Here is a 20,995-nt window from a genome sequence, read left to right as displayed (position 1 = left end):
TGTTCCCGGGGACACTTCCTTCAAAAATGGTAAGTGATTTCGGTGTCATGGCTATCAATGCAAGGACTGGTAGTGTCGTGGGATGGCTTTGTATTGCTTATATGGTAAGTCTTCTGGGAGCTGTGGCTTTGATCCTTGTTTATTCGTTAATGGAGATGTTGATCTGAGGGGGCGGAGACGGTCGCGTGAGCGTGGGATATGGGTATCTGTTGGGAAGGAGGACGCCTGACGGCCGGGCACTATATGCCCGGTCGATGGTGATAGAGTCGCAACCCCACCCCTGCCTTGGTTGCCGTGAACGCGATTCCGGTTCCATCCGTCAGCAGCGATTCTGAAGCCGGTCCCGAGGACCGGGTGATCGCCGCTCTGCTCGGGAAGGGGCAACTCAAGGACGAGGATCTGGCGCGTGGACGCCGGTTGCAGGAGGAAACGGGGGGCGGGCTGCTGCAGTTGCTGGTGCGTCTGGGGTTGGTGTCCGAGCGCGACCACGCCGAAGCCTGCGCGCAGACGCTGGTACTGCCGTTGCTGGCGGCCAGGGATCTGCCTGCCGAGGCACCCGAGATCGGTGACGCGCCCACGCTGAGCGTGCGCTTCCTCAAGCAGTTCCACCTTTGTCTGATCGGCGAGCACGAAGGCTGCCTGCGGCTGTGGATGGCCGAGCCCTATGACGCCTATGCCCTGAGCGCGGTACGTCTGGCTACCGGCGCCCTGGTGCAGCCGGTGGTGGGCCTGCGGTCGGAGATCGACGATCTGGTCGAGCGCTGGTACGGGCAGGGGCGCAGTGCGATGGATGCCATCGCCGATGGTGCCGACGATGCCCGCAGCGGTGAGGTGGACGACGTCGAACACCTGCGCGACCTCGCCTCCGAGGCGCCGGTGATCCGGCTGGTCAATCTGGTGATCCAACGTGCGGTGGAACTGCGCGCTTCGGACATCCACATCGAGCCGTTCGAGAGCCGGCTCAAGGTGCGCTACCGCGTTGACGGCGTGCTGGAGGAGGGGGAAAGCCCGCCGGCCAGCTTGACGGCGGCGATCATCAGCCGCATCAAGATCATGGCGCGGCTCAACATCGCCGAGCGCCGCTTGCCGCAGGATGGCCGGATCATGTTGCGGGTGCAGGGCAAGGAGTTGGACCTGCGCGTTAGCAGCATGCCGACGGCGCACGGCGAGAGCGTGGTGATGCGCCTGCTCGACCGGCAGACGGTGGTGTTCGATCTGGCGCGGCTGGGCTTTGACGATGCGTTGCTGCCGCAGTTCCAGCGGGTGCTGGCGCAGCCGCACGGCATCCTGCTGGTCACCGGCCCCACCGGTTCGGGCAAGACCACCACGCTGTACGCCGCGCTGGGTCGGCTCAATACCGACGATGTGAAGATCATCACCGTCGAGGACCCGGTCGAATACCAGATCGACGGCATCAACCAGATTCAGGTACGGCCACAGATCGGACTGGATTTCGCCAGCGCCCTGCGCAGCATCGTGCGTCAGGACCCGGACATCATCATGATCGGCGAGATGCGTGATCTGGAGACGGCGCGCATCGCGATCCAGTCGGCGCTTACCGGCCATCTGGTGCTGAGCACGCTGCATACCAACAATGCCGCCGGTGGCATCGCCCGCCTGCTGGACATGGGTGTGGAGGATTACCTGCTGACCTCCACCATCAACGGCATCCTCGCCCAGCGCCTGGTGCGCCGGCTCGAGCCGGCGCACGCCCAGGCCTACCCGGCCACGCCAGAGGAAATCGAGAAATTCGGCCTGCGCCGGTTCCAGCCGCAGGGAGAAATCCTGCTGTACCGGCCGCGGCCATCGGCGCTGTCGCCGACCGGCTACCTTGGCCGCACCACGATCATGGAGCTGCTGGTGATGGACGACGAACTGCGCCGGGCGGTGATGCGTCACGCCGGCATGGGTGAGCTGGAGCAGCTCGCACGCAACGCCGGCATGCGCACGATGTACGAGGACGGCATCGCCAAGGCGTTGCAGGGGCAGACCACCATCGAGGAAGTGCTGCGGGTCACAGAGGAAGGATGACCGTGCGAGCAGAGGCGGCTTGTGCTGCGCCGCAAACCGCGCCGTTGCGTTGGAGGGGCACGGGAAACGGGATACGCTTGCGCTCCCGTATCCGGTTCGATGCCATGCCGTTGTACCGCTACAAGGCCCTGAACAGCCGGGGCGAACTTCTCGATGGCAGGATGGAAGCCCGCAGCGATGGCGAGGTCGTCGCGCGCCTGCAGGAGCAGGGTCACCTGCCGGTCGAGGCGTGGCCGGTGGCCGGAGGCGCGGGGCATGCGCTGGGCACATTGTTCAAATCGACGCCGTTCGGCGGCGCGCAACTGCTGCAGTTCACCCAGCAACTGGCCACGTTGATCGGTGCCGGCCAGCCGCTCGACCGCGCGCTGGGCATCCTGCTCGAATCACCGGAAGACGAGGCCTCGCGGCGGGTGATCGCCGAAGTCCGTGACGCGGTGCGCGGTGGCGCGTCGCTGTCCACTGCGCTGGAGCGTCAATACGGGGTGTTCTCGCGGCTATACGTCAGCATGGTGCGCGCCGGCGAGGCCGGTGGCAGCCTGGACGCGACCCTGCAACGGCTGGCCGACTACCTCGAGCGCAGCCGTGCCTTGCGTGGGCGCGTGATCAATGCGCTGATCTATCCGGCGATTCTGTTGCTGGTGGTCGGTCTGGCGCTGGGCTTCCTGCTCGGCAACGTGGTGCCGCAGTTCGCAAACATGTACGAGAGCTTGGATGTGGCGCTGCCGTGGTTCACCCGCGGGGTGCTGGCAGTGGGCCTGTTCGTGCGCGACTGGTGGTGGCTGGCGCTGGGCGCGGTGCTGTTGCCGGTGCTGTGGTTCGAGCGGCGGCGGCGCGAGCAGGCTTTCCGGCTGCGGCTGGATGCCTGGCTGCTGCGCCTGCGCTTCGTTGGCCCGCTGCTGGCGCGGATCGAGACCGCGCGCCTGGTGCGCACGCTTGGTACGTTGCTGAAGAATGGTGTGCCACTGCTGGCGGCGCTGGGTATCGCCCGCAACGTACTTGGCAACCGCGCGCTGATCGCCGACGTCGATGCCGCTGCCGAGGACGTCCGCAACGGCCATGGTGTGGCGACGTCGCTGGGCAAGGGCAAACGCTTCCCGCGGCTGGCGCTGCAGATGATTCAGGTCGGCGAGGAATCCGGGGCGCTGGATGCGATGCTGCTGCGCACCGCCGATACCTTCGAGCAGGAAACGGCGCTGGCGCTGGACCGCATGCTCGCCGCGCTGGTACCGGTGGTGACGCTGGTGCTGGCCGCGGTGGTTGGCATCATCATCGTTTCCGTGCTGGTGCCGCTGTACGACCTGACAGAAGCGATCGGTTAACCCTGCCCGAGCCGTTCCCTCCAACCCCGAACCGAGGTTCCTGCATGATGCCGCCCCGCCGTTACTTCCCGAAGTCCATGTCCACCCAGCGCGGCATGAGCCTGCTGGAGATCATCATCGTTCTGGTATTGATCGGCGGCGTGCTGGTGGTGGTCGGCAGTCGCGTGCTCGGCGGTGCCGACAAGGGCAAGTTCAAGCTGACCGAGGCGCAGGTGCAGACGTTGGCCGGCAAGATCGAGAGCTACCAGCTCGACACCCACGTGCTGCCTGCCTCGCTCGGCGATCTGGTCGCTAAGCCGGCCGGTGTGAGCGGCTGGCTGGGGCCGTACGCCAAGGCGTCGGATCTCAAAGACCCGTGGGGGCGCGATCTGGAATACCGCGCGCCCGGTCAGGATGGCGCTCCCTTCGATCTCGTAAGTTACGGCGCCGACGGCAAACCGGGCGGCGACAGCTACCGCGCCGACATCAAATACGAGTGATGCACGCGCCGGCGCACCGGCTGGCCCGGCCCTCTTCCGTGCGGCAGCGCGCGGCGACGGCGGGGTTCACCCTGCTTGAGATGCTGCTGGTACTGACGCTGATCGCCGCCACTGTCGGTATGGCAGCGATGGCGATGAGTGGCGGTCTGGAGGGCGTGCGGTTGCGTGGCGTGGCCAAGGAAATCACCGCGCAGTTGCGCTACACCCGCGCCCGGGCCATCGCCAGTGGCCAGCCGCAACGGTTCCTGATCGACGTGCAGGGCCGTACCTGGCAGGCGGCCAATGGCCGTCGGGGCACCATCCCGCCCACGCTGTCGCTGCACTTCACTGGCGCGCGCGAGGCCCAGCTACGCGCCGACGAGGCCGGCGTCCTGTTTTTTCCCGATGGTGCCTCCACAGGGGGCCGCGTGCGGCTGCGCGCGCGCGACAGCCAATGGCGAATCGACGTGGCCTGGTTGACCGGTGAGGTCAGCCTGCGTCAGGAAGTGGTGCAGTGAGCGCCGGGGCGGGTGCCGCAATCGGTCGGCAGCGGGTAGCGTCCGTGCATGGCCGCCGTCGGGCCTCGTCCTCGTCGCGCCTTGCGCGCCGCCCGTCTGGCTTCACCCTGATTGAGGTGGTGGTGGCCTTCGCACTGCTGGCCGGTGCGCTGACCCTGCTGGTCGGCGCCCTGTCCAACGCCGGCCGGCAGGTGCGTGAGGCCGACGAGGTCGGCCGCGCCACGCTGCATGCGCAGAGCCTGCTGGCACAGATCGGGGTTGGCGAGCGCCTGAAACCGGGGACGCGGCAGGGCGAATTCGAGGACGGCCGCTTTCGTTGGGTATTGCAGATAACCCCTTACCACGACCCGGCGCGCGGCAAGGCGGCGACGCCGGAGCCGATGGCGGCTGCGACCCGGCTGCTGGAATTGGACCTTGACGTGCGCTGGGGTGACGGACCACGGCAGCACCTGCGGCAGCGCACCCTGCGCTTGGTCCGTGCCGATGCCGGGGGCCGGCCATGACCCGGTACCCGTATCGCACCCGTATGGGCGGCTTCACCCTGCTCGAGGTGCTGCTGGCAACGACCCTGCTGGCCGCGGGGTTGGGGCTGGGCTTTGCCACCCTGCGCACGGCCTCGCAGATGACCGAGCGTGGCGAGGTACTGGCCCAGCGCAACGAGCGCATCCGTGCGGTCAGCGGCTTCGTGCGCCGGCAATTGCGCGGGGCGCTGCCGATGGCATTCGCCAACGACGCCAGCAATGGCAACTCCCTGCGCTTCGTCGGCGAACCGCAGCGCATGCGCTTCGTCGCCGACCTGCCCGACTACCTCGGTCGCGGTGGCCCGTACCTGCACGAGCTATGGGTCGAAGACGGGCGTTTGCTGGCCGACTTTGCGATGGTGCAGGCCGGCCAGACCGTGCAGGAACGCGAACCGCGTGCGCCGGAGCTGCTGGCCGACGGCCTGCGCGCGGTGCGCTTCCGCTATCGCGGCATCCGCGACGACGATCTGGGCCAGTGGCAGGACGCCTGGGAGGAGAACGTGATGCTGCCGGTCCAGGTATCGGTGGAGATCGAGGGCGCCGACGGCAGTGCCTGGCCACCGCTGGTGGTGACGTTGGCACGGGGCGAGGGAACCCAGCCGCAGGCCGGAGTGCCACGGTGAACGTTGCGCGCCGCCGCCCCGGAAGGCGCGCCGACAACGGCACGGCACTGCTGCTGGTGCTGTGGATAATCGTGATGCTGACTGCGCTGGCCGGCGCATTCACATTGACCGCACGGGTCGAATCGTTGCAGGGGCGGGTGCTGGACGACGGCGCGCGCCTGCACGAATTGACGCGAGCCGGTCTGGAATACGCGCTGGCGCGGATCAGCGATCCCGATCCGGGGCGGGCCTGGCGCCCGGACGGCCGTCCGTATCGCCTGCGTTTTGCCGATGCCGACATCGAGGTGCGCATCGTTGACGAGTCCGGCAAGGTCGATCTGAACCAGGCCGACGCCGGCCTGCTGGCTGCGCTGATGCGCACTCAGGGCGTGGACGACGCGCGCGCGCGGCGCCTGGCCGCGGCCATCGTCGATTGGCGCGACCCCGACCCGTTGCAGCAGCCCGGTGGCGCCGAGGACGCCGACTACGCCGCCGCCGGTCTGCCCTACGGCGCCAAGGACCAGCCATTCGAGAGTCTGGCCGAGGTCGAGCAGGTACTGGGCATGGACCGGCAGACCTTCGCCCGCCTGCAACCTTATCTGACCCTCCATTCCGGCCGCGCCCAGCCCGATCCGGCGTTTGCCTCCGAGCCGGTGCTGACCGCGCTGGGGCTGCAACCGGAAACCTGGATGGCCCAGCGCCGGAGCGGTGCTGGAAACGGTACGCTCGTCGGTCAGGGGACCGGTACGTATAGTGTGGAGAGTCGCGCGCGCCAAGGTCAGGGGCGGGTGGCGACATTGCGGGCGGTGGTGCGTGCGGGGGGAGGTCCAATACCGGGATCGGCGTACGTCGCATTGGGCTGGGACGAGAACGTGGTATCGCGATGACGACGATGCAGGACAACTCCATGCCTTCGGGTATTGCCCTGATGGCGCGCCTGCGTCGCTATGGCCGTGGCCTGGGCGCGTTCCTGACCTGGTGGCGGGGCGGCCTGCTGGCGTGGCTGCCGGCGCGTTGGCGCCGGCTGTTCGGGCTGGCGCAGGAGCGCCTGCTGCTGTCGGCGGGCGAGGGCGAACTGCGGTTGCGCCGCCGCGATGACACCGGCGAAGTGCACGAACTCATGCGCCTGCCAACGCCGCTGCTGCCTGCCGATCTCGACGCCGCGCTCGACCCCCGGCTGGCACGGCTGCCGCGCTGGCTGGTACTGCCCGTGGGCGTGGCCCTGCGCCGGCCAATGCTGTTGCCGGCCGCTGCCGGTGAGCGCCTGCGCGACGTGGTCGGCTTCGAGATCGACCGGCAGACGCCGTTCGCCGCCAGCGCGGTGTACTACGACGCACGCCTGCGCGGCCGCCGCGACGATGGCCAGCTCAATGTCGAACTGGTAGCCGTGCCGTGCGGCGAGCTGGAGCGCGCGGTGGCCGCGCTCGGTGAGGTGGCCGAGGGGCTGGCCGGGGTGGACGTGGCCGACGGCGACGAACGGCTGCTGGACGTGAACCTGCTGCCGCTGGCAGCGCGCGGCGGTGGCCGCGACCGTCAGGCGCGTCTGGGTCTGGTGCTGGCGGCGGTGGCGCTGTTGGCCACGATTGCCACCGCTTGGCAGGTACTGGAGAACCGCCGCGCCGCCGCAGCCGCGCGCGCCGCCGAGGTTGAGGCGCTGGCGGTGGATGCGCGCCGGGTCGTGGCACAGCGGGAGGCACTGTCGGAGCTGGTCGAGAGCGTGGCCTTCCTTGAGCGCACCCGCGCCGAGCGCCCCACCGTGACCGAGGTACTGGACGAGCTCAGCCGCCGGCTGCCGGATGGCACCTATCTGGAGAAGCTGTCAATCGAGGGCGAGCGCATGTCGCTGATTGGCCTGAGCGGCGAGGCGCCGGCGCTGGTGGCGCGGCTGGAAGGCGCGCGGCAATGGCGCAACCCGGCGCTGAGCGGCGCATTGCAGCCCGACCCGCGTACCCGCCACGACCGCTTCACGCTGGTTGCAGGCCTGGCCGGCACGGACGCCGCCGCACCGCGACGGGAGGGTGGCAATGCCGACCGCCGTTGAGCGTCGCGACCGCTGGCTGGCTCTGATTCTGCTGCTGCTGGCGCTGGCGTTGGGCTACCTTGCGCTGGTGCACCCGTGGTGGACGTTGCCGATGCGCGAGGTGCAGCAGGACATCGCCGAGAGCAATGAGCGCGAGCTACGCCTGCGCATGCAGGTGCGGCAGGCGCCGGAGATTGAACACCGGCTCGCCGCCGCGCGCGAACAGGCGGCGCAGCAGCCGGGCTTTCTTCCGGAAAGCAGCGTGGAACTGGCCATTGCCTCGCTGGTGCAGCGGTTGGAAACCGTGGTCGCCGAGGCCAGCCCCGGCAACCGCAGTTGCGCGATCACCAGTCGCTCGCCGTTGACTGCCAACTCCGAGTATTCGCGTTTCCGGCGCGCGGCGGTGCAGGTGCGCCTGCAATGCGGCACGCCGGAACTGGCGGCGGTCCTGCATGCGCTGGAAAGCGGCTCGCCGCGCCTGTTCGTGGACAACGTGAACATCCTCACCCAGCGCTACTACACCCCCGATGCGGGCAATACCGGTGGCGGTCTGGACGTCGGCTTCGATCTCTACGGCTACCTGCGGCTCGCGCAAGCCACGCAAACCGCCACGAACGGCGTGGAGGATGCCGATGCGCGTTGACGTCATCACCCCGCGCAACCGGCTGCTGGGCGTGCTGGCGGCCTGCGCGCTGCTGGCCTGGGGACTGGCGCTGCTCGGTCTGGGCGGCCACATCCGCCCGTTGCCGGATGACCCGGCTCTGGCCGGCGAGTTGCCGCAATGGAAGCCGCCAGCCGCTGTCGCACCGGGTCCGTTGTCCGACTACGCCGCTATCGCCGAGCGCCCGCTGTTCTACGAGGACCGCAAGCCGCATGCCTTCGTGATCGAGGGCGCCACTGGCGGCGAGCAGGCGCCGGCCTCGGACTTCGCCCTGACCAGCGTGCTGATTGCGCCGGGGCTGCGGATGGCGATTCTGCAACTGGCCTCGGGCGGCACTTCGGTGCGGCTGAAGCTGGGCGAATCGGCCGATGCGCTGCCGGGATGGCGGCTGGTCGAACTGGAACCACGGCTGGCGGTGCTGGAAGGACCGCAGGGGCGCCGCAGTCTGGAGCTGCGTGTGTTCGATGGCGCCGGCGGCGCGGTGCAGGCGTCTTCCGCGCCGGTACTTGAGAATGCCCCATCACCGCCACCACCGGTCACTGCCACGCCACCTGCGCCGCCGTCCTCGCCCGATGACGGCGGCACTCGGCCGCCCTACCAGATTTCGCGTACCGCCCCGCCCGAGCAGCCGGTGATCGCTCCGCCCGCCGAGATCGCCACCCAGATGACGCCCGAGCAGCAGGTTGACGTGATACGCCAGCGCATCGAGGCACGGCGCCGGCAATTGCGTGAGCAATACCAGCAGCAGGCCACCCCCCGTCCGACCGATCGACCCTAGAGTACCGGCATGACGTCATCTCCGATTTTCCGCGTTCCGCTCATCGCGCTGCTCATCGGCCTGCTGGTCGCATGCGCAAGTGTCCCCTCGCCCGAACTGCGCCGCGCCACGGGTACCGGCGAGGCCGCCGTGCCGCCCACGCCGGCGGAGGTGGATGCGGCCGGGCCACGCGCGCAGATCCGCCGTGGCAGCGGCACCATGGTTGGCAGCATGCCGTCGGCCTCGCCGCCTTCACCGGCGGCCGCGGCTACCGGCAGCGCTACGTTCAATTTCGAAGGTGAATCCCTGCACGCGGTGGTCAAGGCGATTCTTGGCGATCTGCTGGGGCAGAACTACACCATCGCGCCGGGGCTGCAGGGCACTGTCACTCTGGGTACGCCCAAACCGGTGTCGCCGGCGCAGGCGCTGTCGCTGCTGGAGCAGGCCTTGGCCGACAACAATGCACGCATGGTGTACGCCGATGGCCGCTACAGCATCGTCCCGGCCGACCGCGCGCTCGGTGCGGTGCCGCCGGTCAGGGTAGGGGCGGCGACGGCGGGCAACGGCTACGAACTGCGGGTGGTGCCGCTGCGTTACATCTCCGCCAGCGAGATGAAGAAGGTGCTCGAACCCTATGCCCGCCCCAACGCCATCGTCTCCATCGACGGCACCCGCAACCTGATCACGCTGGCCGGCACGCGCAGCGAATTGGAGAACTACCTGCGCACGATCGGCATCTTCGACGTCGACTGGCTGGCGGGCATGTCGGTGGGGGTATTCCCGTTGCAGTCCGGGCGCGCGGTGAAGGTGGTTTCCGATCTGGAAAAGGTGTTCGGCGAGAGCAGCCGCACGCCCAGCGCCGGCATGTTCCGCTTCATGCCGCTGGAAGGCGCCAACGCGGTGATGGTCATTACTCCGCAGCCGGCATATCTGGAGCAGATCCGCGAATGGCTGGAGCGGATCGACAGCGCCGGCGGCGACGTGCGCTTGTTCACCCACGAACTCAAGTACATCAAGGCGCGCGATCTGGCCAACCGGCTGGCCGAGGTGTTCGGCAGCGGTGGCCGCTCAGGTGGCGATACCAGCGCCGGCGGTGCGGCTTCGTTGATGCCCGGCACCACGCCGGTGGAGATGCAGGACAGTGGCGTGGACGGCCGCGACAGCGTCGTCCAGTTCCAGGGCAAGGACGACTCGGTGTCTTCGCAGGGCGGTGGGTTGGGCGATGGCTCGATGTCGTTGAACCAGCGCAGTGGCGGCAACGCCAGCGTCGTGCTGGAGGTGGATGGCTCGCGGGTCGGCGTGGCGGCGGTGGAGGAGACCAATTCGCTGCTGGTGCGCGCCACGCCGGCGGCTTGGCAGTCGATTCGCGACGTCATCGACAAGCTCGACATCATGCCGATGCAGGTACACATCGAGGCGCAGATCGCCCAGGTCGAACTCAGTGGCGAGCTCAACTACGGCGTGCAGTGGTTTCTGGAGAACGCGGCGGCCGAGAACGGGCTGCCGGATGTCAACGCGCCGGGCCTGCCGGGCAAGTGGAGCACCATCGCCGGCGTGGTCGGCACCGCCAACGTGCCGGGCATGGCCTGGACGCTGGTCAAGAACGATGCGGCAGCGATCATCAGTGCGCTGGACAGGGTCACCGACGTGCGCCTGCTGCAACGGCCGTCGGTGTTCGTGCGCAATAACGGCGAGGCGACCTTCAACGTTGGCGACCGCATCCCGGTCTCTTCGGTGTCGGTCAATCCGATTCAGGGCCAGAACAGCTACACGCAGGTGCAGTATCTGGAAACCGGCACGATCCTGAAGGTGCGCCCGCGGGTAGGGCGCGAGGGCACCGTGTTCCTGGACATCGTGCAGGAGATCAGCCAGCCGGTGGGGTCGCCGGATGCCAATGGCAACTACCGCATCAGTACCCGCAAGCTCAAAACCGAGGCGGCCGCGCCCGATGGCGAGACCATCATGCTGGCCGGGTTGATCGACGACACCGCGCGCTACGGTTCCAATGGCATCCCGGGGCTGAGCCGGATCCCGGTGCTGGGCGGTCTGTTCGGTCGCAAGGGCCACGAGAATGCCCGTCGTGAGACCATCGTGCTGATCACGCCCACCGTGGTCCACGACCTGCGCGAGGCGCGTGACCTGACCGACGAGTACAGCCGCCGCTTCCGGGCGATGGAGCCGTTGAACGTGCCGCAGCAGTAGCGCGAAGCCGGAAGTGTCTGGCTCGTGTAACGGGGCCGGGCATCGCCGTCATGGGGCGCATTCGCCGCTGCGGTCGGACACTTCTCCATCGCACGGCCGTGCGGTTGATGGGCAAGGACGTGTGTTCCGTCAGGTCCAAAGTGGTCGCTACATGCCACGGCTTCCGTGAAGTCGTCCGGCTCGGGTCCGTGCAGATCGGGCAGCCACCGGCACATGACCGCCTGCGAATGTGGCGTCGGTAAAGCGGGCATGAAAAGGCGCCGACCCGGGGGTCGGCGCCGACAGGGTTGGCTGTCGTTATTTCAGACCGTTGTGGATTGCATCGACGAGTTCACCGTTGGAGGTGTCGCCGCTGAACTCCCAGAAGAACGCGCCACCCAGACCTTGCACCTTGGCATAGCTCATCTTCTGCGCGATCAGCGCCGGGTTGTCGTAGCTCCAGAAGGTGCTGCCGTTGTACTTCCAGTGGGCAACGGCCTGGCTGTCGGTGTAGCTGGTACCGGCCAGATTCTTGAGCACCTTGTAATCCTCGATGCCTGCTTCGTAGGTGCCGGGAGCTGCGCTGCCGCTCTGGTACAGGCCGTTGTTGGCGCTGGATACGCCGGTCCAGCCGCGGCCATAGAAGCCGATACCGATGTTGACCTTCTGCGCCGGCACGCCGCGGTCGAGGAAGGCCTGAATCGCGTCATTGCTGTTGTAGTAGCGCTGGTCGCCGGTGGAGGGGTCGGACGGCGAGGCGAACAGGGCCGAGTGATGGTTGGTCTGCGGGTCCCACGCGCCGTGGAAGTCGTAGGTCATCACGTTGATGTAGTCCAGATACTGGTGGTACTGGGCCGGATCGGTGACGCGGATCTTGTCGATGCCGGCACCGACGGCAACGGTCAGCAGCAGCCCCGGGCGCACCGCGTTGAGCTGGCTGCGGAACTCGGCCAGCAGCGCGGTGAAGTTCTGCTGGTCCTCCGGTGTGCCGCAGGCCAGGCCGCAGGCGACCGGGTACTCCCAGTCGATGTCGATGCCGTCGAACACCCCGGCCGCAGCGCCCTGGCCGCCGGCACCGTCGGTTACCGGCAGGTTGCCGCGGATGTAGGCGTCGATGCACGAGGCGACGAAGGCCTGACGGTTCTCCGGGCGCGCCGCGCTGGAGAAGCCGCGCGACCAGGTCCAGCCGCCGAGCGAGATCAGCACCTTCAGGTTCGGGTGCTTGGCCTTGAGCTTGCGGAGCTGATTCCAGTTGCCGCGCAGGGACTGGTCCCACGTGTCGCCGACCCCGTCCACGCTCTGCGCAGCCCCGAACGACTTGGTGTAGTCGGCGAAGGAGTCGCCGCCGGCACCGCTGTTCGGGTCCGAGGGTTGGTTGATGCCGACCTCGCAGCGGTTGTTGCGGACGTTGCCGAAGGCGTAGTTGATGTGGGTCAGTTTGGCCGCCGAGCCACTGGTCTCGATGTCCCTGACCTGATAGTTGCGGCCATAGATACCCCACTGGGCGAAGTAGCCGATGACGTTCTTGCCGCCGCCGGTACCGCCCTCGGTGGTGCTGACCTGGACCTGGTTGCTCTGCGAGGAGGCGTTGCCGGCGTTGTCGCGCGCACGCACCCGGTAGCTGTACTGGGTGGATGCCTGCAACGGCGAGTCGGTGTAGCCGGTGCTGGTGGTGGAGCCGACGATCTGGCCGTCGCGATAGACGTCGTAGCCGGCCACGCCGCTGCCGCCGGTGTTGTCGGTGGAGGCGTTCCAGCTCAGTGTGATGCTGCTGGAGGTGCGCGTGGGCGCGGCCAGCCCGGTTGGCACGCTGGGTGGGGTAGTGTCGCTGCTCACCCCGTTCACGGTGATGTTGACCGCGGCGGAGGTGGTGGAGGCGCCGTTGTTGTCGGTAGCCACAGCCGTGAGGGTGTAGTTGCCGACGGCAGCGTTGTTCCAGCCCACGCTGAACGGCGGGGTGGTGTCCACGCCGATCGAGGTGCCACCGCGGAAAAATTCGACACGGGTCACCTGTCCATCGCTGTCAGTCGCGTTGGCGCTGACGGTGATGTTGCTGCCGGCGTTGAACGAGGCCCCGTTGGACGGGGCCGTCAGTGCAACGCTGGGGGCCTGATTCTGCCCACCGGTATCGCACTGGCCGCGGTCCTCGTACCAGCCGCAAGTGGTGCAATAGTCCGGCGCCGCGTTCCAGATCGGAATCAGGGCGCGGTACAGCCGGTTCTGGTAAACCAGCTGGTCGCCGGGCTGATAGACGGTTGCCGCGTTCCATTGTGGCGCGCTGGCGCAGGACGCCGCTTGAGCATTGCTGCACCAGGCAAGGGCTAACAGCCCGCCGGCCAGCCAGGTCGCTGCGAGTTTCGTATGCATGTGATCACTCCTGTCGAGTGGTGGATGTCCAAACCGCGAATCCGCCGGCCCGTTGCTCCGCGCTGGCGGTCTTATCCCCCTGAAGACCTGCGTCGATCGATGCTTTTGCGGGAAATGACGCGCCGTCCCGGCGTTCCCGTTTGTCGTGCTGTTGCCCAGCCTCGCGCATGTGCATGTGGCCGGGGCGGTGGGAGAGATACGAGGGTTCTGACAACGATGTCAACAAATATTCAACAAGTGCGTGCATTTTCTTGCGCGCGATTCTGTTTCTCACCATTTTTTAACTGAAAAATGGCGGGTAGATAATCTTTCTGAAGAAATCGTGTTGTAGTGCAGCATTATTTCAAAGGAAACCTGCCGTGAGCGGTGTGGCTGGATGCGGGGGCGTTTCGCGCATATGCAATGCTGCGGCGCAGCGTATATTGGTCAACTTTCACTCCAAGATACCGGAATGGATATCTCATTCTCTTATGATAACTATCATATTCAAATGCTTATGGTAGTTTCATGGGAAATTGACAGCGCTGTCTCTTTATTGCCCAAAAACACGGTGCTAGCGTCGCCCCGGCCATGGAGCAGGGGGCTTTACAGGACGTCAACGAGCAGCGCCTACGCGTCAGCGGGCGCAATCCAGACCGCATTCGGAAGGAGAAATGCCTGTGCAACGCCTATATATCCGCTTGATCAGCCTATTGATGCTGACGCTGCTGGCCTTCGCGGCCAGCGCCCAATCGTCCTCGGACTACACCCACGGTGTGGAGTTCTCCGGCAATGCCGCCGTGGTTTGGTTCAAGTCCAACGTTGACACGCAGTGGGCCGACATCCATTACGCACTCGCTGGCGGAAGCCAGCAGAACCTGCGCATGACATGGAACGGCAGCAAGAGCCGCCACGAACAGGCCATCACCCCGGCCGCTCAGGGTCAGGCGCTGGCGTATTCATTCACCTACAACAACGGAACTCCGGCCTACGACACGGCCTGGTTCTCCACCACGGTCGGCAGCGGCGGCAACGGCGGTGGCTCGGGCAGCGGCAAGGTCTGCTTCTATGAGCATGTGGACTACGCCGGCGCCAGCTTCTGCGCCGACGCCGATTCCAACTGGGTCGGCACCGACTGGAACGACCGCGTCTCCTCTGTGAAGGTGCAGAGCGGCTATCAGGTGCAGTTGTTCGCCGACATCAACCATGGCGGCGGCTCGGTCACGATCAGCGGCAATGAGCCGAATCTGGTTGGCCGCGGCTTCAACGACCAGATGTCTGCATTCAAGGTACAGGTCGCGGGTGGCGGTGGTGGCAGTGGCACCTGGAACGAGCGCACCACTTTCAAGATCGCCAATCAGACCCGCGGCCGCTGGGCCAATCAGGACATCTACTGGTCGATCATCGGCAAGAGCTGGAAGACCGGGCAGTTCGTCTGGGTCAACGCGCAGGGCCAGCAAATTCCAATGGCGGTTGGCGACAACGGCGCGCTGGTCAAGAACGGCGAGGGCTACACCAACTACTTCCACCGCCTGTCCGACGTGCCGCAGATGACGATCGATCCGATCAACTCCGCGCGCATCCTGCTCTCGGTCGGCAGCCCGATGTACATCAAGGTGGTGGTGGACGTGAACGGCAACCTCGGCTACGCCGGCGCCAACATCCAGAACCCGAGCGATCCCAACCTCGATGTGTACTTCGACTTCGGCGAGATGGCGATCATCCCCAAGGACCAGAACGACAGCGGCATCTTCGTCAACACCACCCGCGTGGACCACTTCGGCTTCCCGCTGCAACTGCGTGTTCAGGGCTTGGACGGCTACGACCGCACGGTCGGCGAGAATGTGGCCGGGCTGACCCGCGATCAGGTGTTCCAGCGCTTCGTGGAGCGAGTGCCAGGCGAGTTCAAGCACCTGGCCCAGACACCATATGCACCCTATCGCATCGTTGCTCCGGGCCACGGCAACTTCAATTACGGCAAGGCCAACGCCAGCTATCTGCAGGCCTATATCGACTCGGTGTGGTCGCGCTACCGCAATGAGAACATCAGTTTCACGTTGCAGAACCTGGGCACCTTCACCGGCCGCGTTCAGGGCGATACCTTCCGCTTCACTGGCGGCAACCAGAACGGCACGTTCTACATCAATGGCAAGCCAGACACGCAGATGGTGCTGCTCGGCGCCGGGCTGCTGGCCGATGCCGCCAACGCTGCGCCACAGGACATCGGCACCCAGTTGCAGATACAGGCGCAGTTCGCCGCAGCGCTGAATCGCCACGTGCTGGAGATGCCGGCTCAGTGGTACAACGCCGCCTACCACTATCCGTCCGGACAGCGCTCGAACTGGTATGCATGGTTCTGGCACAACGGCGACATCTCCCATGACGGCAAGGCGTACGGCTTCTCCTATGACGACGTGGGCGACCACGCGACCTTGCTGTATGCACCGGCGCCGACGACGGTGACCTACACCATCGGTTGGTGAGCACGAGCGGCGGCGCACTGTACGTGCGCCGCCGTTTCGCCGATGGAACCGCATGGCATGCCGGGAACGGCATGCCGCCTTTCAGCGCAGGGCTGATGGCCATTCCTGACCACCGAGGCCTGCGTGGGTTGGTCACGCGCTTGCTGCATGTCTTTGGCAGCGTCGCTCTGGAAGTTCAGCGAACTCCGGGCGATGTCGGCAGGCGAATCACCGTGTGCGCACCCCGGTACCGTCCGGCCGCGCACCTCATACATGGCGAGGGAGAAACTGAAGATGAAACGATCGATTTCGCTCAAGAAGCGGGTGCTGTCGCTGTCCGGCGCAGCATTGCTGGCGGGCATGTCGGCCAGTGTCGGCGCCACTGTCTTTCAGGCCGAGAACTACAACGCCTACTACGACACCACTCCGGGCAACAGCGGCGGTGCCTACCGCTCGGACGGGGTGGACATCGAGGCCACCAGCGACACCGGCGGTGGCTACAACGTCGGCTGGATCGCTGCCAACGAGTGGTTGGTCTACAACAGCCTGACCATCCCGAGCAGCGGCAGCTACACCGTGCGCATGCGCGTGGCCAGCCCGGTCGGCGGCCGCGCTTCGGTCGATCTCAACGCCGGGTCGATCGTGCTCGGCCAGTTCGACATCCCCAACACCGGCGGCTGGCAGAACTGGACCACGGTCAGCCGCACCGTGGACCTCAACGCCGGGACCTACAATCTGGGCGTGTTTGCCCAGACCGGGGACTGGAACTTCAATTGGATCGAGATCGTCCCCAGCGGCGGCGGAGGTGGCACCGCGCGCGCCACGCTCTACGAGCACTGCAACTATGGCGGCTGGGCGGCTGGTCTGGATGTGGGGTCATACAACCTGGCCGCGTTGCAGGCGCGCGGCGTCGCCAATGATGCAGTCTCCTCGCTTCGGGTGGCCTCCGGGTACGAGGCGGTGCTCTACGAACACGACAACTTCGGTGGCACCTCGACGGTAGTGCGTGGTGACGATGATTGCCTGAACAACGAGGGTTTCAACGACAAGGCCAGCTCGGTGGTGGTGCGGCAGGCCAGCGCGGCCCCGGTCTGGACCGACGAGTTCGACAGCATCAACGGTGCCAACTGGAGCTTCGAGACCGGGGGCGGTGGCTGGGGCAATTCGGAATTGCAGTACTACACCGCCGGGCAGAACGCCTTCATCCAGTACGACGCGTCCGCCGGTAGCAACGTGCTGGTGATCGAGGCGCGGCAAGGCAATCCCGGCAACTACAGCTGCTGGTATGGCAGTTGCCAGTACACCTCCTCGCGCATGGTCAGCCGCGACAAGCGTATCTTCCGCCATGGCCGTGTCGAGGCACGGCTCAAGCTGCCGCAGACCCAGGGCATCTGGCCGGCGTTCTGGATGCTGGGCAACAATATCGGTCAGGTTGGCTGGCCGCAGAGTGGCGAGATCGACATCATGGAGCACGTCGGATTCGAGCCGACCCTGACCCACGGCGCCCTGCATGGCCCCGGCTATTCGGGCAACACGCCGTTCACGGGTACCCACAACCTCAACCAGCAGGTGGATGCCGGCTACCACGTCTATGCGGTGGAATGGGATGCCAACGGCATCCGCTGGTCCGTTGACGGCCAGCAGTTCTACAGTGTGAGCCGGGCCGACGTCACCGCCCGTGGGCAATGGGTGTTCGACGAGCCATTCTTCGTGCTGCTCAACGTGGCCGTGGGTGGCAGCTGGCCGGGCAGCCCGGATGGTTCCAGCCGCTTCCCGCAGCGGATGTACGTGGACTACGTGCGGGTCTATCAGTGACCGCATGCGCTGAGGGATAGCCCCGCTGCCAACCACACCGTTCCAACGGAAGCCCGGCGAGAGCCGGGCTTCCCCGTTCGGGTTGCTGGATTACAGGTGCCCGGTCCGCCGCGCCAGGTGCCTGAAGTACGCGCCGGGCGCAGCCAGAAGAGGGACGCGTGGGGGACGGAATTGGTACTCTGTGCCGGTTCGTCCCGCCGCCGCTTCCCATCCGCCGCAGGTCCCGTGAGCCAAGCCGATTCGCTTCCCGTCGTCCTGTTGCCGATCAGTGCCGATGATGACGCGCTCGATGCTTGTTTGGCCGCGCTGGATGCGGGCACGCCTTCCGGCGTGCGGGTATGGCTGGCCGATGATGCTCAGGCCGGGCCGCGCGGGATCGCCATCATCGAGCGCTGGCTGCAGTGCACCGGCCTGCGTGCCGAATACACCCGGCGCCCGCGCGCCATCGGCGAATCGGTGCACCTGGAGGAGATGCTGCGGGCCTGCGGCGACGCCGACGTGGCGGTGCTGGCGCCCGACGCGCTGCCGCTGCCCGGCTGGCTGCAGCAACTGGCCGACTGCCTCGCGCGCGATGCCTCCATCGCCACCGCCACGCCGTGGAGCAACGCCGGCGAAACCGTGGCGTGGCCGCGCGCCGGCGAACTGAATCCGTTACCGGCCGACGTCGAGCGGTTGGCGCGCGCCTGCGCGGCGATGCCGCTGCTGCACCCGGAACTGCCCTCGGCCATCACCCACGCGGTGCTGATCCGCGGCAGCGCGCGTGCCCGCGCCGGTGGCCTGGACACGCACAGCTATGGCTCGTGGTACGCGGCGCTGGTGGACCTGAGCCTGCGCATGAGCGGGCTGGGCTGGCGCAACGTGTTGTGCGACGACGCCTTCGTCGGCCGCCGCGACGAGGGCCGGCCCGCCGAGGGCGACATGGAACTGCTGGCCAACCGCTGGCCGACCTGGACGGCGCGGCTGGCGGAATTCCTGATGGACGACCCGCTGCACGCGCATCGCCTGCAACTGCAGCAGGCATACGCGCAGGCGCCGTTACCGGAGCCGCAGCGCGACCTGTTCGATGCCGGCACCACGCCGGGGCAGGGGCAGCCGTGAGCGCTCCGATCGCCGCCGTCGTCGTCAGTTACCAGAGCGAAGGCACGCTGGACGAATGCCTGCAACGGTTGCGCGCCGCGCACGGCGTGGCGCAGATCCGCGTGGTGGACAACGCCTCGTGCGACGGTTCGCTGGCCATCGCCCAGCGCCATGCGCTGGCCGACGCGCGGGTGCGTTTCATCGCCAATCCCGACAACCCCGGCTTCGCCACCGCCTGCAACCAGGGCGCGCACGACTGCGACGCGCCGTGGCTGGTCTTCGTCAACCCGGACCTGATGGTCGAGCCGGACACGCTGGCGCGGCTGCGCGACCTCGGCCAGCCGTTGGGAGCATGCCTGCTCGGCGTCGAGCAGGTGGACGAACAGGGCCGGGCCGATGCCGCGGTGCGCCGCCGCGACCCGGATTTCGCGGCGATGCTGCGCAGCCCGGCCGCCGGTTCGCGGCTGGCGCTGGCGGCCGATCCGGCGCAGCCATTGCAGGTGGTGCCGGCCCTGTCCGGCGCGCTGCTGCTGATGCCGCGCACGTTGTTCGATCGCCTCGGCGGCTGGGACGCCGGCTACCGGCTGCATGCCGAGGACCTGGACCTGTGCCGGCGCGCGCGCGCGGCCGGGGCCACGGTCGCCATCGCCAACGATCTGAAGGTGCTGCACGTGCGCGGCGTGTCCAGCCGCGCGCGGCCGTTCTTCGTCGAATGGCACAAGCACCGCGGGCTGTGGCGCTACTTCGGCAAGTTCGAGGCGCCGCGGCGCAGCCTGCCGGTGCGGGTGGCGGTGTGGTGCGTGATCTGGGCGCACGCGGCGGCGCAGCTGCCGCGGCTGCTGCTGCGAAGGTAGGTCGGGGCTACGTCCCCGACGCTTTCGGGCATGGCGCGTCGGGGACGTAGCCCCGACCTGCGAGTGCAGGGCAGCGGCGCATAATGCCGCCATGATCATCCAGTCCCTGCTCGACACCGACCTCTACAAGTTCACGATGATGCAGGCGGTGCTGCACCAGCACCCCGGCGCCATCGTCCAGTACCGGTTCAAGTGCCGCACGCCGGGCATCGACCTGGCGCGCTTCATCGACCAGATCAGCGCCGAGATCGACCACCTGTGCAGCCTGCGTTTCACGGTCGAGGAACTGGACTACATGCGCGGCCTGCGCTACCTGAAGCCGGACTTCGTCGATTTCCTCGGCCTGTTCCACCTGGACCGCAAGTACATCGACCTGCGCCCGTCGGCCAGCGTGCCCGGCGAGATCGAACTGGACATCAGCGGGCCGTGGCTGCACACCATCCCGTTCGAGGTGCCGCTGCTGGCGATCATCAACGAGGTCTGGTTCCGCAACACCAGCGAGCCGGATTTCGCCGAGGGCGAGCGCCGCCTGCAGGCCAAGGCTACGCTGCTGCGCGACACGCCCGGTTTCGAGAGTTGCCGCATCGCCGACTATGGCAGCCGCCGCCGCTATTCGCGCCACTGGCACGGGCACATGCTGCCGCTGCTGCGCGATGCGCTCGGTGCGCAGTTCGTCGGCACCAGCAACGTGCACTTCGCGCGGCTGTACGACATGACCCCGCACGGCACGATGGCGCACGAATACCTGCAGGCCTTCCAGGCGCTGGGCCCGCGCCTGCGCGATTCGCAGGTGGCGGCGCTGGAGGCATGGGCGCGCGAATACCGCGGCGACCTCGGCATCGCGCTGTCCGACGTGGTCGGGCTGGAGGCCTTCCTGCGCGACTTCGACATGTATTTCTGCAAGTTGTTCGATGGCGTGCGCCACGACTCCGGCGACCCGTTCGTGTGGGGCGACCGCATGCTGGCGCACTTCAAGGCCAACCGTGCCGACCCGGCCAGCAAGATCCTGGTGTTCAGCGACGGGCTGGACATCGACAAGGTGATGCGGCTGTACGACTACTTCCGCGGCCGCTGCCAGGTGGCCTTCGGCATCGGCACCAACCTCACCAACGACCTCGGCCCCACGCCGCTGAACATCGTCATCAAGATGGTCCGCTGCAACGGCCAGCCGGTGGCGAAGTTGTCCGACTCGCCGGGCAAGAGCATGTGCGACGACCTTGGCTACCTGGCCTACCTGCGACAGGTGTTCGGCCTGGACGATGCCAGGTGAAGCGGGTGGGGAACATCGATCCGCGCGCGCGCCGGCGGTCTCTTACGGTGGCGCCCTAGGCCGAATCGACATTCAGCCGATATCTTTGGCAGATGTCGAAGAA

General features: G+C 67.1%; 17 protein-coding genes. 16 read left to right on the top strand and 1 reads right to left on the bottom strand.

Annotation, left to right across the window (positions count from 1 at the left end):
- The first annotated feature begins 303 nt into the window (after window positions 1–303).
- The 11 genes from gspE to gspD all read left to right on the top strand — a co-directional run bounded on the left by gspE (window position 304) and on the right by gspD (window position 11,089).
- The gene (gspE, locus tag ABB34_RS13250) at window positions 304–2,031 is read left to right on the top strand and encodes a type II secretion system ATPase GspE (protein WP_152979633.1); all 1,728 of its coding nucleotides are present in this window, start codon (window positions 304–306) and stop codon (window positions 2,029–2,031) included.
- Window positions 2,032–2,135: 104 nt separating this feature from the next.
- On the top strand, window positions 2,136–3,350 hold the full coding sequence (gene xpsF / locus ABB34_RS13245; protein WP_057641810.1) for a type II secretion system protein XpsF: 1,215 nt from the start codon (window positions 2,136–2,138) through the stop codon (window positions 3,348–3,350).
- A gap of 44 nt (window positions 3,351–3,394) precedes the next feature.
- Window positions 3,395–3,829 carry a type II secretion system protein GspG gene (locus ABB34_RS13240; RefSeq protein ID WP_152979629.1) on the top strand — a complete coding sequence of 145 codons (435 nt, stop codon included), beginning with the start codon at window positions 3,395–3,397 and terminating at the stop codon, window positions 3,827–3,829.
- Window positions 3,820–4,326, top strand: a complete 507-nt coding sequence (gene xpsH / locus ABB34_RS13235; RefSeq protein WP_425478988.1) for a type II secretion system protein XpsH — start codon at window positions 3,820–3,822, stop codon at window positions 4,324–4,326. Before ABB34_RS13240 ends, xpsH begins: the two co-directional genes overlap by 10 nt.
- Before the next feature lie 44 nt (window positions 4,327–4,370).
- A complete protein-coding gene (gene xpsI, locus ABB34_RS13230; RefSeq protein WP_057641808.1) occupies window positions 4,371–4,829 on the top strand; it encodes a type II secretion system protein XpsI in 459 nt (152 codons plus the stop codon).
- The gene (locus ABB34_RS13225; RefSeq protein WP_057641807.1) at window positions 4,826–5,470 is read left to right on the top strand and encodes a general secretion pathway protein GspJ; all 645 of its coding nucleotides are present in this window, start codon (window positions 4,826–4,828) and stop codon (window positions 5,468–5,470) included. The genes xpsI and ABB34_RS13225 overlap by 4 nt, the downstream gene beginning before the upstream one ends.
- A gap of 74 nt (window positions 5,471–5,544) precedes the next feature.
- Window positions 5,545–6,336 (top strand): type II secretion system minor pseudopilin, encoded by a 792-nt coding sequence (locus ABB34_RS13220; RefSeq protein ID WP_057641821.1) that lies wholly within the window; start codon window positions 5,545–5,547, stop codon window positions 6,334–6,336.
- A 20-nt stretch (window positions 6,337–6,356) separates the two neighbouring features.
- A complete protein-coding gene (locus tag ABB34_RS13215; RefSeq protein WP_057641820.1) occupies window positions 6,357–7,490 on the top strand; it encodes a PilN domain-containing protein in 1,134 nt (377 codons plus the stop codon).
- Window positions 7,474–8,112 (top strand): type II secretion system protein GspM, encoded by a 639-nt coding sequence (gene gspM, locus ABB34_RS13210; RefSeq protein ID WP_057641806.1) that lies wholly within the window; start codon window positions 7,474–7,476, stop codon window positions 8,110–8,112. The genes ABB34_RS13215 and gspM overlap by 17 nt, the downstream gene beginning before the upstream one ends.
- A complete protein-coding gene (locus tag ABB34_RS13205; RefSeq protein WP_152979628.1) occupies window positions 8,102–8,908 on the top strand; it encodes a general secretion pathway protein GspN in 807 nt (268 codons plus the stop codon). Before gspM ends, ABB34_RS13205 begins: the two co-directional genes overlap by 11 nt.
- A gap of 9 nt (window positions 8,909–8,917) precedes the next feature.
- Window positions 8,918–11,089 carry a type II secretion system secretin GspD gene (gene gspD / locus ABB34_RS13200; protein ID WP_057641802.1) on the top strand — a complete coding sequence of 724 codons (2,172 nt, stop codon included), beginning with the start codon at window positions 8,918–8,920 and terminating at the stop codon, window positions 11,087–11,089.
- A gap of 297 nt (window positions 11,090–11,386) precedes the next feature.
- On the opposite strand, the gene ABB34_RS15815 is transcribed toward gspD, so the two are convergent.
- A complete protein-coding gene (locus ABB34_RS15815) occupies window positions 11,387–13,435 on the bottom strand; it encodes a glycosyl hydrolase family 18 protein (protein WP_083490208.1) in 2,049 nt (682 codons plus the stop codon).
- A 695-nt stretch (window positions 13,436–14,130) separates the two neighbouring features.
- Between ABB34_RS15815 and ABB34_RS13190 the strand changes: the two genes are divergently transcribed.
- From ABB34_RS13190 to pncB, 5 genes are all read left to right on the top strand, one after another.
- Window positions 14,131–15,897: a beta-1,3-glucanase family protein gene (locus ABB34_RS13190; protein WP_057641800.1), complete on the top strand. Its 1,767-nt coding sequence runs from the start codon at window positions 14,131–14,133 to the stop codon at window positions 15,895–15,897.
- A 273-nt stretch (window positions 15,898–16,170) separates the two neighbouring features.
- A complete protein-coding gene (locus ABB34_RS13185; RefSeq protein ID WP_057641798.1) occupies window positions 16,171–17,691 on the top strand; it encodes a family 16 glycosylhydrolase in 1,521 nt (506 codons plus the stop codon).
- 225 nt (window positions 17,692–17,916) lie between these two features.
- Window positions 17,917–18,789 carry a glycosyltransferase family 2 protein gene (locus tag ABB34_RS13180; protein ID WP_057641796.1) on the top strand — a complete coding sequence of 291 codons (873 nt, stop codon included), beginning with the start codon at window positions 17,917–17,919 and terminating at the stop codon, window positions 18,787–18,789.
- On the top strand, window positions 18,786–19,622 hold the full coding sequence (locus tag ABB34_RS13175; protein WP_057641794.1) for a glycosyltransferase family 2 protein: 837 nt from the start codon (window positions 18,786–18,788) through the stop codon (window positions 19,620–19,622). The genes ABB34_RS13180 and ABB34_RS13175 overlap by 4 nt, the downstream gene beginning before the upstream one ends.
- A 91-nt stretch (window positions 19,623–19,713) precedes the next feature.
- The gene (gene pncB, locus ABB34_RS13170; RefSeq protein WP_057641792.1) at window positions 19,714–20,892 is read left to right on the top strand and encodes a nicotinate phosphoribosyltransferase; all 1,179 of its coding nucleotides are present in this window, start codon (window positions 19,714–19,716) and stop codon (window positions 20,890–20,892) included.
- The last annotated feature ends 103 nt before the right edge of the window (window positions 20,893–20,995 follow it).

The sequence above is a fragment of the Stenotrophomonas daejeonensis genome (assembly GCF_001431505.1).
In the GTDB taxonomy this organism is placed as follows: domain Bacteria; phylum Pseudomonadota; class Gammaproteobacteria; order Xanthomonadales; family Xanthomonadaceae; genus Stenotrophomonas; species Stenotrophomonas daejeonensis.
This window is presented reverse-complemented; position numbering and strand designations above follow the sequence as displayed.

Excerpts from the sequence above, each read along its gene's own strand:
- ABB34_RS13220 (WP_057641821.1), top strand. The coding sequence starts at position 5,545 with ATGCTGACTGCGCTGGCCGGCGCATTCACATTGACCGCACGGGTCGAA.
- ABB34_RS13205 (WP_152979628.1), top strand. The coding sequence starts at position 8,102 with ATGCGCGTTGACGTCATCACCCCGCGCAACCGGCTGCTGGGCGTGCTG.
- ABB34_RS13215 (WP_057641820.1), top strand. The coding sequence starts at position 6,357 with ATGCCTTCGGGTATTGCCCTGATGGCGCGCCTGCGTCGCTATGGCCGT.
- ABB34_RS15815 (WP_083490208.1), bottom strand. The coding sequence starts at position 13,435 with ATGCATACGAAACTCGCAGCGACCTGGCTGGCCGGCGGGCTGTTAGCC.
- ABB34_RS13185 (WP_057641798.1), top strand. The coding sequence starts at position 16,171 with ATGAAACGATCGATTTCGCTCAAGAAGCGGGTGCTGTCGCTGTCCGGC.
- gspM (WP_057641806.1), top strand. The coding sequence starts at position 7,474 with ATGCCGACCGCCGTTGAGCGTCGCGACCGCTGGCTGGCTCTGATTCTG.
- ABB34_RS13225 (WP_057641807.1), top strand. The coding sequence starts at position 4,826 with ATGACCCGGTACCCGTATCGCACCCGTATGGGCGGCTTCACCCTGCTC.
- pncB (WP_057641792.1), top strand. The coding sequence starts at position 19,714 with ATGATCATCCAGTCCCTGCTCGACACCGACCTCTACAAGTTCACGATG.
- ABB34_RS13240 (WP_152979629.1), top strand. The coding sequence starts at position 3,395 with ATGATGCCGCCCCGCCGTTACTTCCCGAAGTCCATGTCCACCCAGCGC.
- gspD (WP_057641802.1), top strand. The coding sequence starts at position 8,918 with ATGACGTCATCTCCGATTTTCCGCGTTCCGCTCATCGCGCTGCTCATC.
- xpsF (WP_057641810.1), top strand. The coding sequence starts at position 2,136 with ATGCCGTTGTACCGCTACAAGGCCCTGAACAGCCGGGGCGAACTTCTC.
- ABB34_RS13190 (WP_057641800.1), top strand. The coding sequence starts at position 14,131 with ATGCTGACGCTGCTGGCCTTCGCGGCCAGCGCCCAATCGTCCTCGGAC.